Source organism: Vibrio furnissii CIP 102972 (genome assembly GCF_000176175.1).
GTDB lineage: Bacteria > Pseudomonadota > Gammaproteobacteria > Enterobacterales > Vibrionaceae > Vibrio > Vibrio furnissii.
Map to the genome: position 1 here is coordinate 53,510 of NZ_ACZP01000017.1, position 13,169 is coordinate 66,678.

10 protein-coding genes are annotated in these 13,169 nt (G+C 53.6%); 7 read left to right on the forward strand and 3 right to left on the reverse strand.

Annotated features, from left to right (window positions below; all coding sequences use genetic code 11):
* Positions 1–225 precede the first annotated feature (225 nt).
* From recQ to VFA_RS18565, 3 genes are all read left to right on the forward strand, one after another.
* Entirely contained in the window at positions 226–2,061 is a 1,836-nt protein-coding gene (recQ, locus tag VFA_RS18555) for an ATP-dependent DNA helicase RecQ (RefSeq protein ID WP_004728386.1), read from the forward strand.
* Positions 2,054–2,356 carry a DUF3630 family protein gene (locus tag VFA_RS18560; RefSeq protein ID WP_004728387.1) on the forward strand — a complete coding sequence of 101 codons (303 nt, stop codon included), beginning with the start codon at positions 2,054–2,056 and terminating at the stop codon, positions 2,354–2,356. Before recQ ends, VFA_RS18560 begins: the two co-directional genes overlap by 8 nt.
* Before the next feature lie 102 nt (positions 2,357–2,458).
* Positions 2,459–2,818 (forward strand): hypothetical protein, encoded by a 360-nt coding sequence (locus VFA_RS18565; protein ID WP_004728388.1) that lies wholly within the window; start codon positions 2,459–2,461, stop codon positions 2,816–2,818.
* Positions 2,819–2,869: 51 nt separating this feature from the next.
* On the opposite strand, the gene VFA_RS18570 is transcribed toward VFA_RS18565, so the two are convergent.
* Positions 2,870–4,699, reverse strand: a complete 1,830-nt coding sequence (locus tag VFA_RS18570) for an ABC transporter ATP-binding protein (RefSeq protein ID WP_004728389.1) — start codon at positions 4,697–4,699, stop codon at positions 2,870–2,872.
* 223 nt (positions 4,700–4,922) lie between these two features.
* Between VFA_RS18570 and VFA_RS18575 the strand changes: the two genes are divergently transcribed.
* The 4 genes from VFA_RS18575 to fhuB all read left to right on the forward strand — a co-directional run bounded on the left by VFA_RS18575 (position 4,923) and on the right by fhuB (position 10,736).
* Complete coding sequence (locus VFA_RS18575) at positions 4,923–6,950, forward strand: TonB-dependent siderophore receptor (RefSeq protein ID WP_370447166.1); 2,028 nt, start codon at positions 4,923–4,925, stop codon at positions 6,948–6,950.
* A 107-nt stretch (positions 6,951–7,057) separates the two neighbouring features.
* Positions 7,058–7,843 (forward strand): ABC transporter ATP-binding protein, encoded by a 786-nt coding sequence (locus VFA_RS18580; protein WP_004728391.1) that lies wholly within the window; start codon positions 7,058–7,060, stop codon positions 7,841–7,843.
* The gene (locus VFA_RS18585; protein WP_004728392.1) at positions 7,834–8,763 is read left to right on the forward strand and encodes an iron-siderophore ABC transporter substrate-binding protein; all 930 of its coding nucleotides are present in this window, start codon (positions 7,834–7,836) and stop codon (positions 8,761–8,763) included. The genes VFA_RS18580 and VFA_RS18585 overlap by 10 nt, the downstream gene beginning before the upstream one ends.
* The gene (fhuB, locus tag VFA_RS18590) at positions 8,760–10,736 is read left to right on the forward strand and encodes a Fe(3+)-hydroxamate ABC transporter permease FhuB (RefSeq protein WP_004728393.1); all 1,977 of its coding nucleotides are present in this window, start codon (positions 8,760–8,762) and stop codon (positions 10,734–10,736) included. Before VFA_RS18585 ends, fhuB begins: the two co-directional genes overlap by 4 nt.
* A gap of 37 nt (positions 10,737–10,773) precedes the next feature.
* Here the strand turns inward: fhuB and VFA_RS18595 are convergent, their stop codons facing one another.
* The gene (locus VFA_RS18595; RefSeq protein WP_038152561.1) at positions 10,774–11,262 is read right to left on the reverse strand and encodes a TIGR00645 family protein; all 489 of its coding nucleotides are present in this window, start codon (positions 11,260–11,262) and stop codon (positions 10,774–10,776) included.
* 239 nt (positions 11,263–11,501) lie between these two features.
* Positions 11,502–13,034, reverse strand: coding sequence for a nitric oxide reductase transcriptional regulator NorR (gene norR, locus VFA_RS18600; RefSeq protein WP_038152563.1), 1,533 nt, complete (start codon positions 13,032–13,034; stop codon positions 11,502–11,504).
* Between the last annotated feature and the right edge of the window lie 135 nt (positions 13,035–13,169).

Below are 13,169 nucleotides of genomic sequence, written 5' to 3' on the forward strand. Positions count from 1 at the left end.
TCAGATCGCGCACCGAAGGGTGGCGAGTTAGCGGGCAGTATACAGGGCAAATCGTTTTCCTCGAACAAATATGCACCATTTCCGGTGGTGACCCGCGCACCTTGCCCACGCGGGCGGCGCAATTACTTTGCCAATAGCGGTTTAATTCACCGCTAAACGTCTCTACAATATCCGGCTTATTGAAATGCCCAATCGTCTGCTTGCAGACCGCCACTGAGACCCAGCATGACCGCTACTTTAATCGCTGAACAATCCGACGCGTTGCCCGATCCGCAGACCATTCTGCGTGATGTGTTTGGCTACCAGACCTTTCGTGATGGTCAGCAAGAAGTGATCGAATCGGCTGTTGCAGGTCGTGATGCGCTGGTGATCATGCCCACCGGCGGCGGTAAATCGCTCTGTTATCAGATTCCGGCACTCGCGCGCGAAGGCGTGACGGTGGTGATTTCGCCGCTGATTTCGCTGATGAAAGACCAAGTCGATCAGCTCAAAGCCAACGGCGTGGCGGCGGAGTGTGTCAACTCGACCCAGAGCCGAGAGGCGCTAATGGGCATTTACAATCGCATGCATTCCGGCCAGCTGAAATTGCTGTATGTGTCGCCAGAGCGCGTGCTGACTGGCGAATTTATCGAGCGTTTGCACAACCTGCCGCTGGCGATGATTGCCGTCGATGAAGCGCACTGTATTTCTCAGTGGGGACACGATTTCCGCCCGGAATACGCGGCACTTGGCCAGCTCAAACAGCAGTTTCCACAGGTGCCGATCATGGCGCTGACGGCGACCGCCGACGATGCCACTCGCAGCGACATTCTGTCGCGTCTCAACCTGACTGACCCGCACGTTTATCTCGGCAGCTTTGACCGGCCAAACATTCGCTACACGCTGATGGAAAAACACAAGCCGGTGTCGCAGGTGATTCGTTACCTCGACACGCAAAAAGGCCACTGCGGCATCATCTACTGTGGTAGCCGCAAGAAAGTGGAAATGGTGACGGAAAAACTGTGCAACAACCACATTCGCGCCGCTGGTTATCACGCCGGAATGGACGCCGATGAACGGGCGTATGTGCAGGAAGCGTTTCAGCGCGACGACATTCAGATTGTGGTCGCCACCGTGGCGTTCGGCATGGGCATCAACAAACCCAACGTGCGGTTTGTGGTTCACTTTGATATTCCGCGCAACATCGAATCCTATTATCAAGAAACCGGCCGCGCTGGCCGCGATGGCTTGCCCGCAGAAGCCGTGATGCTGTATGACCCAGCAGACATTGCTTGGCTGCGCCGCATGTTGGATGAGAAAAGCGACGGCCCGCAAAAGCAGGTGGAAACGCACAAGCTGACCGCGATGAGCAACTTTGCCGAAGCGCAAACCTGCCGCCGTCAGGTGCTGCTCAACTATTTTGGTGAATATCGCGACAAGCCGTGCGGCAACTGCGATATCTGCCTCGATCCGCCCAAACATTTCGATGCCACCGAAGAGGCGCGCAAAGCGCTGTCGTGTGTCTATCGCGTCAATCAAAGTTTTGGGATTGGCTATGTGGTGGAAGTGCTGCGCGGCATGCAGAACATTCGCATTCGCGAGCATGGCCACGACAAGATTTCGACTTACGGGCTTGGGCGCGATCACAGCCACGACTACTGGGTGAGTATCTTCCGCCAGTTGATTCACAAAGGCATGTTGCATCAGAACATCACGCGCAACTCGACGCTCCAACTGACCGAAGAGGCGCGTCCACTGCTGCGCGGCGATATGTCGCTAGAGCTGGCGGTGCCGCGTTTGGATACCGCAGTGCGCGCAGCCAAATCGGATAAGTTGTCGAGCAAAAACTACGACAAGAAGCTGTTTGCCAAACTGCGCAAGCTGCGTAAGTCGATTGCTGATGAAGAAGGGTTGCCGCCGTACGTGGTGTTCAGTGACGCGACCTTGATTGATATGGCGGACATTCTGCCGACATCGTATGGCGAAATGCTGGCGGTGAGCGGCGTGGGCCAGCGCAAACTGGAAAAATACGCCGACCCGTTTTTGGACTTAATTCAGGAGCATCTGACCTATCATGGCTGAGTTTGGTTTACGTGAGTATCTGGCCAGTGACGGCCGCCTGATTGTGGCAACGCCCGCGTTTGATTTTGACTCCTTTCCCCCGCTCGGTGAGCGTTTGGTCGCGCTGTTGTCGGCGCGCGTGCTGGAAAAGCAGAGCGATGCCGATTTGCACTCGTGGCTGATTGATTTTGAAGGCTGCCACCTGATGCTGCGTGCCGAACACTACAGCGAATGTGTGTGGCTCGAAGCGATGGGAGAAGGCTTGGCCACAGAAGAGCTCGATTTTATCGCCAGTCTCCTGCGCCGCGGCATCTGAGCGCCAAAGCGCGACGGTTGTTCCATCTCGCTGCTATTTCCCTTTTTCTTTATTTTTCAACGCTTATGCTACTCCTACTCGGTTGAGAACAAGGAGAGCACCATGCGTCTGGAATCCATTCATCAGGATGTCATTTCGTTTGAGCGTTTTATCGGGCGCTGTATCCGTTACGCGCTGATTGCGCTGGGTGTGTTGCTGCTGGGCCTGTTACCGGGCGTGCTCGGTTTTCTGCTGCTGGCGGAACTCACCGCTGTGCAGGCGTGGCTCAATGCGCTGTCGATGGTCAGCGGGCTGGCGCTGCCGTATCCGGTGGCGGATTTTCATCAGTCGGCGTCGCTGCATCTGTTTCTCGCGTTTTATAGCCTGTTCATCGAAACCGTCTTCTTCGTTGCGCTCGCCACGCTGTTTGCGCCGATCATTCATCGCGTGTTTCATCGCATGCATTGCGCTGAAGAGGCCTAGCGGCCGCATATAAAAAAAGCCCCAAACGGGGCTTTTTTGTTGTGAAACGTTTTAAACTTCGCCGATAAAACCGCCGGTCTGGTGCGCCCACAACTGCGCGTACACGCCGTTTTGTGCCAGCAGCTCTTGGTGGGAGCCTTGTTCGACGATGTGGCCTTGGTCCATGACAATCAAACGGTCCATGGCAGCAATCGTCGATAGACGGTGCGCAATCGCAATCACGGTTTTGTTTTCCATCAGCTTGTCCAAATTCTCCTGAATCGCCGCTTCCACTTCTGAGTCGAGCGCCGAGGTGGCTTCATCCATGATGAGGATCGGCGCGTCTTTGAGCAGCACGCGTGCGATGGCGATGCGCTGGCGCTGACCGCCGGAGAGTTTCACCCCGCGTTCGCCCACTTGCACGTCGTAGCCCGAGTGGCCGTTTTCATCTTTCAGCAATTCAATGAAATCATGCGCTTCCGCTTGGCGACTGGCGTGCATCAGCTCTGCTTCGCTGGCATGCGGGTTGCCGTAGAGAATGTTTTCACGAATCGAGCGATGCAGCAGTGAGGTGTCTTGGGTGATCATGCCGATTTGCTGGCGCAGCGATTCTTGCGTGACCTGCGCGATGTCCTGACCGTCGATCTCAATGCGGCCCGTATTCAAATCGTAAAACCGCAGCAGCAGGTTGACCAGCGTCGATTTGCCCGCGCCGGAGCGGCCGACAATACCGACTTTCTCGCCCGGTTTGAGGTGCAGATCGAGTCCGTCAAACACCACTTTTTGTTCGTTGTATTGAAAACCAACCTGATGGAAGCGAATGTCGCCTTGGGTCACGGCCAGCGGTTTGGCTTGCGGCGCGTCTTCAATTTCAATGTCGTTGGCGATGGTGTTGATGCTGTCGATGACCATGCCGATGCTTTCAAACATGCCGCGGATTTCCCACATGATCCATTTCGACATGCCTTGCAGGCGCAGCGCAATGCTGATACCAATCGCGATCACACCGACGGTCACGCTTTCCGCCAACCACAAGTGAATCGACAGCGCGGCCATCGAAAACAGCAGCAGGTAGTTAATCAAATCGACGCTGTAGAGCAGGCTGGTGAGGGTGCGCATCTGCTGATACACCGTCGCCAGATAGTTTTTCATCCCTTTTTGCACGTATTGGGTTTCGCGCTGCGAATGCGAAAACAGCTTCACGGTGGTGATGTTGGTGTAGGTATCGACAATGCCGCCAGTCATAGACGATTGCGCGTCTGCCTGCGCGGTGGAGATGCGTTTTAGGCGCGGAATGAAGAACACCTGAATCAGCACATACAAACACAGCCACGCCAGAATCGGCAGCACCAACACGTCGTCGGCACTGGCAATCATCACCAGCATCGAGACGAAATAGACCGCGATGTAGACCGACAGATCGACCAGTTTCATTACCACTTCGCGCACCGAATGGGCGCTTTGCATCACTTTGGTGGCGACGCGTCCGGCAAAATCACGCTGAAAAAATCCAACGCTCTGTTTGAGCAGGTAACGGTGCACCAGCCAGCGAATCGACATCGGGTAGTTGCCGAGAATGGCCTGATGCAGCAAGTTGGAGTGGATAAACGCCAGCACTGGCATCACCACCAACACCAGCAGCGCCATTGACAGCAGCGCGCTGCCATTTTCCGCCCAGAAGTTGGCGCGCGAGCTGTTGCTCAGCATGTCGACCAATTCCCCCATGTAGCGCACCAGCGTGACTTCGGCGATCGCCACACAAGCGCTGAGCAGCGACATCAACAGCAGCGGTTTTTCAAACCCGCGCGTGTAGTAGCGGCAGAAGCCAAACAGGGTTTTAGGGGGTTGTTGCGGCTCGTGATCCGGAAACGCGTTGGTGAGATTTTCAAACCAATGAAACATGAAAGAATTGACCTGGGTTAATGAAATTGAGATTGGTTCCTATTTATACTTTTAATTGTGAGAATTGTAAGTAAAATGGCCGGCTAATAGTAATGATAACTAAAATGATTCTCAAATATTTAAAGCAGAGGTAATTCCAATCATGGTTGATGTACTACCAAATCGACTGGCGCAGTCGATTCGCAACGCACTGCGTTTTAGCCTAGTGCCCTTGTCACTGTGCATGGCACACAGCGCACTGGCTGCCGACGAGCAACAGGCGTCCAACGAGGTTGAAACCATCGTGGTGACCGCATCGGCCTCTGCGTTGAAAGTGGATACGCCTCTGCAAGAAGCACCGGTGTCCTTGTCGGTCATTACTCACGATGACATTGCTGCGCGTGCGCCTGCGAAATTGGATGAAGCACTGCGCTATACCTCGGGCGTGATGTCGCAACCGTACGGCTCAGACAACGATACCGATTGGCTGAAAGTGCGCGGTTTTGATGCTGCAACGTACCTCGATGGCAGCCGTTTATTCAAAGATGGTTACTACACTTGGTTGGTTGAACCGTATGCTTTAGAACGCATTGAAGTGCTGAAAGGCCCTGCGTCAATTTTGTACGGTGAAGCCCCTCCGGGTGGGGTTGTGAATGCGGTCCAGAAGAAACCCACGGATGTGCCTCAGGGTGAAATCGGCCTGCAAATCGGCAACGACAATCTGCGCACGCTGTCTTTGGACGTTTCTGATTACGCGAACGATGATGGCTCAGTGCGTTATCGTTTAGTGGGGTTGATGAAAGAGAACGATGGTGAACTCAACGGCACGGAAAACAGCCGTTTCTTCCTCGCGCCAAGTTTGACCATCGACGTTTCTGATCGCACCCGTTTGACATTACTGACGAGCTATCTGGAAGATAGTGGTATTCCAACCAACCCATTCTTTCCTGCGGCGGGAACGTTGATTGGCTCAGATTTTGGTTCAATTGATCCTTCGACCAACTTAGGTCAGCCAGACTACGACAAGTACGAACGCAAGCAAATTTCTGCCGGTTACATTCTTGAGCATGACGTGAATGAGGCCTTGTCTGTCTCGCAGACGTTTAATTACGGTTACAACGAACTCTATTTGCGTAGCAGCTACGTGTTTCCGAACTCAGATCCGTCAACAGATTCTCTGACGCAGGGGTTGGTATTCCGGGACGGTAAAACGGAAAGTTTTAGTTTGGATAACAAGGCGGTTGCGAATTGGGCTTCGGCACGTGTTGAACATACTGCATTGGTGGGTGTGGAATTCCAGCATCACAAAATGGATGGTGTTGAAGCGGATGAGTTTGGGTTTGGTTCGATCAATCCGTTTAACCCAGTCTACGGGAACTATACTGCGCTCGATGAATCGGCGGCTGCGGATCGCGAAATTTCCAAAATGCAGTCCAGTTTGTATGCGCAATATCAGTTGAAGTTGGATCAGCAATGGGTTGGCGTTTTAGGCGGCCGCTTTGATGTGGTGTCGACGGACAACAAAAGCCTAGCAAAATCGCAAGATCTCAGCCGCAATGATTCAGAGTTTTCTCTCAATGCTGGCTTGATGTACTTGGCGCAAAATGGGCTATCACCGTACGTCAGTTATTCTCAGTCGTTTGATGTCTTAACCACCATCGACCCAACCACGGGTAAGTTGTACAAACCGTTAGACGGCGAACAGACGGAAGTTGGGGTGAAATACGAACCTGATTTTTATAATGGCTTTATCAATTTAGCGCTATTTGATATTACCCAGAAAAACGCTCTGGTCACCAATCCAACGACTTGGGTGGCAACACAAACGGGTGAAGTCACCTCGAAAGGTTTAGAACTGGAAACGGTTGGCTACCTTACGGACAGCTTGAAACTGACAGCCAGTTATACCTACACCAAAGCGAAAACCGATGACACGGGTGGCCAAGGTAAAAAACAAGCGGGCTTAATTCCTAAACACATTGCGTCAGCATGGTTGGATTTTGATGCCAACCGCGTGGGTTTGAACGGTTGGAAATTCGGTTCTGGCGTTCGTTACATTGGTGAATCAAAAGATAGTCCAGCGTCAAGTAACCTCACTGTGCCCGATGTGACGTTAATGGACGCGATGGCCTCTTACGATATCAATAAAAACTGGCAAGCCCAGTTGAACGTGAATAACGTGTTTGATAAAGAGTATGTTTCTGCGTGTGATTATTACTGCTACTTTGGCCAATCGCGCACGGTTGTCCTGAGTGCAAACTATCGCTGGTAAGCTCAATCACACACTCACACCCATCGTGGTGTGAGTGTTCGTTTTACACATTCCCGCGCTCTGCGGGATTTGTCGTTTTTGTGGATCCCGAATAATGAGGGGGAGAGATGTATCATTTAGCTGATATTCAAATGATTCGAGGCGGTCGAACGATTCTGGCCATCGATGAGCTGAATATTCCCACCAACGAGCTGACGGTGGTGCTGGGCCACAATGGTTCCGGGAAGTCGACCTTGGTCAGTTTGTTATCCGGCCAGCAAGCGCCGGATACTGGGTCGGTGTTGCTGAATGATGCACCGCTGGCGTCGCTCAGCAGCAAGTCTCTGGCCAAAGCGGTGGCGTTCTTGCCACAAAAACTGCCAGCCAGTGCTGGTTTAACGGTGCGCGAATTGGTGCGTCTAGGCCGTTTCCCTTGGCGCGGCGCGCTGGGATTTTGGCGCCAACAAGATGCCGAGATTATTCATGCGGCGATGGAGAAAACCGGTGTCAGCGCGTTCGCGGAGACGTTTGTGGATGAGCTGTCGGGCGGCGAACGCCAACGGGCGTGGGTGGCGATGCTGCTGGCACAAGAATCCCCGATGTTGATTTTGGATGAACCGACCTCGGCACTCGATGTGCAGCATCAATACCAATTGATGGCGCTACTAGCAGAACTCAATCAACAGCAGGGCTGTGGCATCATCGTGATTTTACATGATCTCAACCTCGCGCTACGTTACGCCACCCACATCGTGGCGCTCAAGCAAGGGCGCATTGCTTTTGACGGCCCGGCATCTGCGCTGGCCGATGAGCAGCGCCTGTCTGATTTGTACCAAACGCCGATTACGCTGATCGATCACCCGCACGCGGTAGGCGATGCCTCGACTCATAAGGTTGCGATTGTATGTGCTTGAAAATTAACCTGAAAAAAACACTGATGCTGCTGGGCCTGTTGGTGAGCAGTGTGTCGTCGGCGCTGGCCGCAATTTCGGTCACCGATTCATTGGGCCAGCACACACTGGCGGCCGTGCCGCAGCGCGCCGCGGTGCTGGATTGGGATTTGATGGAGCAGGTGATTGAACTGGGCGTTGCACCGGTGGCGGTGACCGATGCGGAGTCGTACCGCGATTGGGTGGTGAAGCCTGCGATTCCAGCGAGTGCGGAAAACGTCGGCACCCGCGGGGAGCCGAATTTGGAACGAATTGCGGCTTTGCAACCGGACATCATTTTGATCACGGGTTCGCAGCGCGATCTCAAACCGCGCTTAGAGCAGATCGCACCGGTGCTGCTTTATACCAACTTCAGTGCACGGGATGCGCAAGCGGAAGTGGCGATCGCCCAGTTTCAACAACTGGCTCAAGTGTTTGGCAAACAAGCGGTTGCGGCGCAAAAACTGGCGTTCATGGAGCGCCGTTTTGCGGAACTCAACGCGCAGTTGAAAGCGCATTTTGGCGCGATGCTGCCGCCGACCTTGGTGATGCGCTTTGCGGATACCAAATCGACCTTCATCTACACCCAAGATTCGATGGCCTATTACGTGGTGGAAAAACTCGGCCTGACGCCAGCGATGGTGGAAGCGCCGAAGCAGTGGGGCATTGTGCAAAAGCCGATTACCGATCTGCGCCACATTCGTGACGGCTACGTGCTCTATATCGAGCCGTTCAGTGATGAGAAAAAACTGAAAAATTCGGTGTTGTGGAAAGCGATGCCGTTTGTGCGTCAGCAACACGTGAATTCGGTGGCGTCGGTTTGGAGCTACGGCGGCGCGATGTCGCTGATGTACACCGCGGAAGCGATCACCGCCAGCTTGCTTGATATGGCGCCGGCCTCATGACCGCCAAGCACTTGATGGCGGTGGTGCTGGTGTTGGCGGCCGCGTCGCTGGCCAGCCTGCAATGGCATCAACCGCTGGCCTTGAGCCATCAATGGCAGTTACTCGGTAGTCCGCAGCTTGCGGAGTCGTTTGATGAGTTTAACTTTGCTTACGCGCAGTTGCCTCGTTTGGTGATGACGCTGATTGTCGGCGCCATGCTGGGTTTGGTTGGCAGCTTGATGCAGCAACTGACACAGAACTCGCTCACCTCACCGCTCACCATGGGGACTTCTTCTGGCGCCTGGTTGGCGCTCATTATCGTCAGTATCTGGTGGCCGGATGCAATCGCCGATTACAGTGCTATGGCTGCGATGACTGGCGCGTTGGTGGCGTTTGGCCTCATTTTGCTGATCGCGGGGATCGACAACATGACCGGGTTGCCGATGGTGATTTCCGGTATGGTGATCAACATTCTGCTGGGGGCGATTGCGGGCGCCATTATTTTGCTGCATCAAGATTACGCACAAAACGTCTTCATGTGGGGTGCGGGCGATCTGGCGCAAAACGGCTGGGAGATGATTGAATGGCTGGTGCCACGGTTGTCGCCGTTGGTGCTGCTGTTGCTGCTGGCACCGCGCGTGCTGACGCTGCTGCGGTTGGGGCATCAAGGCGCGCAGGCGCGCGGCTTGTCAGTGATTCCTGCGTTCTTTTTGCTGATGACCCTTGGGATTTGGTTGGTGTCGGCTTCGATTACTGTGGTCGGTTTGATTGGTTTTATCGGCCTATTAACGCCCAATATTGTGCGTGCGCTGGGCGCGCGAACCCCCCGCATGGAGCTGCTGGCGAGTTTGGTGTTTGGCGCGCTGCTGCTGTTGCTGACCGACATGTTGGCGCAAGGGCTCACGGGGTGGCTCGGGCAAGTGGTGCCCAGTGGCGTCACCGCCGCCGCGATTGGCGCGCCAGCGCTGATTTGGTTTAGCCGCCGTCAGCTCAAAGCGCAAGATGGGATTGCTGTGGCATTGCCCGGTTCACGTCGACGGGTGAGTCGCGGATTGACGGCGATGGTGACCGGTTTACTGGTGGCGGGTGTGGCACTCTATTTCTGTTATCAACCGGACAGCGCGCACGCTTGGCTGGCATTGCCAAGTGATTATCAGTGGTCGCTGCGTTGGCCGCGCGCGTTAACGGCGCTGTGCACCGGTATTGGCCTCGCGCTGGCGGGCACCATTTTGCAGCGCTTGATCTACAACCCGCTCGCCAGCCCCGATATTCTCGGTGTGTCGGCTGGGGCGACGTTTGCGCTGGTCTTTTCCAGCCTGTTTCTCGGTCAGTCATTGGTGTCGACGCAATGGGGCACCGCGCTGGCTGGGAGCATGGCGGTGCTGGCGGTGCTGATTTTACTTGGCCGCAAGCATCAGTTTGCGCCTTCGAGTGTGATTCTGACCGGGATCGCGATGACGGCGCTGTTGCAAGCGTTCGTCCAGTTCTGTTTGGCGAAAGGCAATCAGGACAGCTACAAAATTCTGCAATGGTTGGCTGGTTCGACGTACCGCGTGACCGCCGAGCAAGCGATGCTGCTGTTTGGGTTAGTGGTGGTGCTGTTTGTGCTGAGTTTGATGAGCAGCCGCGCGCTAACCCTGATCTCCATCAGCCGTTCATTTGCGACCGCGCGGGGGCTCAACAGTGGGTGGATGTCGCTCGGTTTGTTGGTGCTGGTTGCGATGCTGTGCGCGGTGGTGACGGCGACGATGGGGCCAGTGGCCTTCGTTGGTTTGATTGCGCCGCACTTGGCGCGCATGCTGGGAGCGCAGCAGGTCAAAGCGCAGTTACTGCTCGGCAGTTTGATTGGCGCGACGACCATGCTGTGGTCGGATTGGCTGGGGCAGGTGCTGCTGTTTCCCAATCAGATTGCCGCCGGTACGCTGGTCGCGATCCTCGGCGCGCTGTATTTCCTCATCTTGTTGTTGGTCAGCCGAATGCGGCGCCAATCATAAAAAAAAACGCCTTCTGTTGAAGGCGTTTTTTTCATCATTATTTCTTGGTGATCTTATCCAGATAGCCCATGGCAAACGCCGATAACACAAACGTGACGTGCAGCAGCAGGTACCATTTAATCTTCTCATCCGCAATGTGTTCGGTGTTCATGAACACTTTCAACAGGTGAATCGACGAAATTGCCACAATCGAGGCGGAGACTTTGTTTTTCAGCGAACTGGTGTCGAGCTTACCCAGCCAGCCGAGTTTGTCGTCGTTCTCATCCACATCGATTTTGGAGACGAAGTTTTCGTAACCGGAGAACATCACCATCACGATCAGGCCGCCAACCAGTGAAATATCAATCAACGACAGCGCGACCAGAATGAGGTCGACCTCTTTGATCGAGAAGATGATGGGCAGCAGGTGAAACACCTCCTGAAAGAATTTGATGCCCAGCGCCAGCAGCACCAAGCTGAGGCCGAGATAAATAGGCGCCATTATCCAACGCGCTGAATACAAAAGTTTTTCCACGAAGTTTTCCATGTTGAAGTAGCCGATTTTTGTGATTTGATGTGGTGATGAGTCCACGGTGTGCACCAGGCTCACCGTGATGGCGCGATAGTACTCTGATTCGCGCGCTGTTGGCTATCCGTCAACCGCGCTTTTTTGGTGGCAGCGACGGAACATTCTGCGGCGCTCAAAAAACAAAAAGCCCTGCAATCGCAGGGCTTGGTATCCATCGGCTGATGAGGCTCCTCTCTCAGAATGTTCATTGCTGCTGGTTACTTGAGGCCCAGGCGTTTTGCCAATCGGTGAAGATTGCCGTTGTCCAATCCCAATTGGCGAGCAGTGGCTGCCCAGTTATTCTGATTTTGCTCAAGTGCTTGCGAAATCATCGCGGTTTGGAAGGTATCGGTTGCTTCTTTCAATTTGGCATCTGGCAAGGTCAGAGACGTATGGGGATTGAGCGTCTGTTGAGATGACTCGCGTTGTCCGGATGTTTTTAAATCGACATCTTCCGCAGTTAACTCGATGTCCAATGCGTGAGATCGTGCTCGGGCTAACACCCCAGCTCGTTTGATGGCATGTTCTAATTCACGCACATTGCCCGGCCAATTGTAGGCTTTCAAAGCCTGAATCAGAGCTGGGGAGAGGCGAATACTATTCATTCCCAACTTGCTTTTTAGCCGCTCTGCAAAAAAGCCAGCCAGCAGCACCATGTCATCCTCACGTTCGCGAAGTGGAGGAACATACAGTGGAAAAACACTCAAACGGTGATAGAGGTCGGCACGAAAACGTCCTGCGGTCACTTCCTCATGCAGTACTCGGTTTGTCGCCGCGACGATACGGGTATTGACGCGGATATGACGATCTTCCCCCACGCGCTGTATGTCTCCATATTGCAGTGCTCGCAATAGTTTGGCTTGCAGACCGAGCGATAGTTCGCCCACTTCATCTAAAAACAGCGTCCCGCCATCGGCCTGTTCAAATTTACCTTTACGGTGACTGATGGCGCCAGTGAAGGCGCCTTTGATATGGCCAAACAGTTCGCTTTCCGCCACAGACTCCGGTAAAGCAGCGCAATTCAGGTAGACCAGAGGATGGCTTGCACGTCGAGAGCGATGATGAATGGCATTGGCGACCAACTCTTTACCGACACCCGTTTCACCCATCACCAACACGGACAGTTCGGTATCCGCCACCGCATCTATCTGTTGCTGAAGCGCGGTCATACCCGCGGATTGGCCGATGATCTCGTTATCCAACGTGCGTTTTTCTGCATAAGATTCTCGTGACAGGCTGGTTTGCGTTTCCAGTTGTTCAAGTAGTAATGCGGTGTGCAAACCACCAGCAGCCAACGCACTGATAAAACGTAACTCTTGGTTTTGCAGCCCGGAAAACTGATTGGGATCGAAGGCATCAATGGTGATGGCTCCAATCAGTTGATCATCAATTAACAAAGGCAGGCCAATGCATGCGTGAACGTGTAATTGGTCATCATGATTTGGGATTAAACCATCGTAGGGATCCGGTAAGGTGCTGTCGGAGGGAAAACGGACGATGTCGCCAGCTCGGGCAATCGCCTCTAAGCGTGGATGTTGCCCGATAGCAAAACGGCGCCCCAAGACTTCAGTTGCCAATCCATTGATGGCGAGTGGTTTAAAGTGTTGGTCTTCAAACAAAAGTAGCGCAGAAGCATCGCACTTCAAGACTTCGCGAATGGTCGTCAGCAAGGTGTCGAAACGAGCCTGACGAGTGAGTGCGGAGTTTAAATCTTGGGTGATGTGCAGCCATTGATCGATTAGATAATTCATAACCATTACCGGTTGTGTCAATTTAACAATTGTATTGTCATTAAAACAATTGTCAAATCGACTATTTTTGAAGGTGTTTTGTTTTAACTTTATGATATTTAAAGATTAATAAAATTGGCATGCCTGATGCAATAA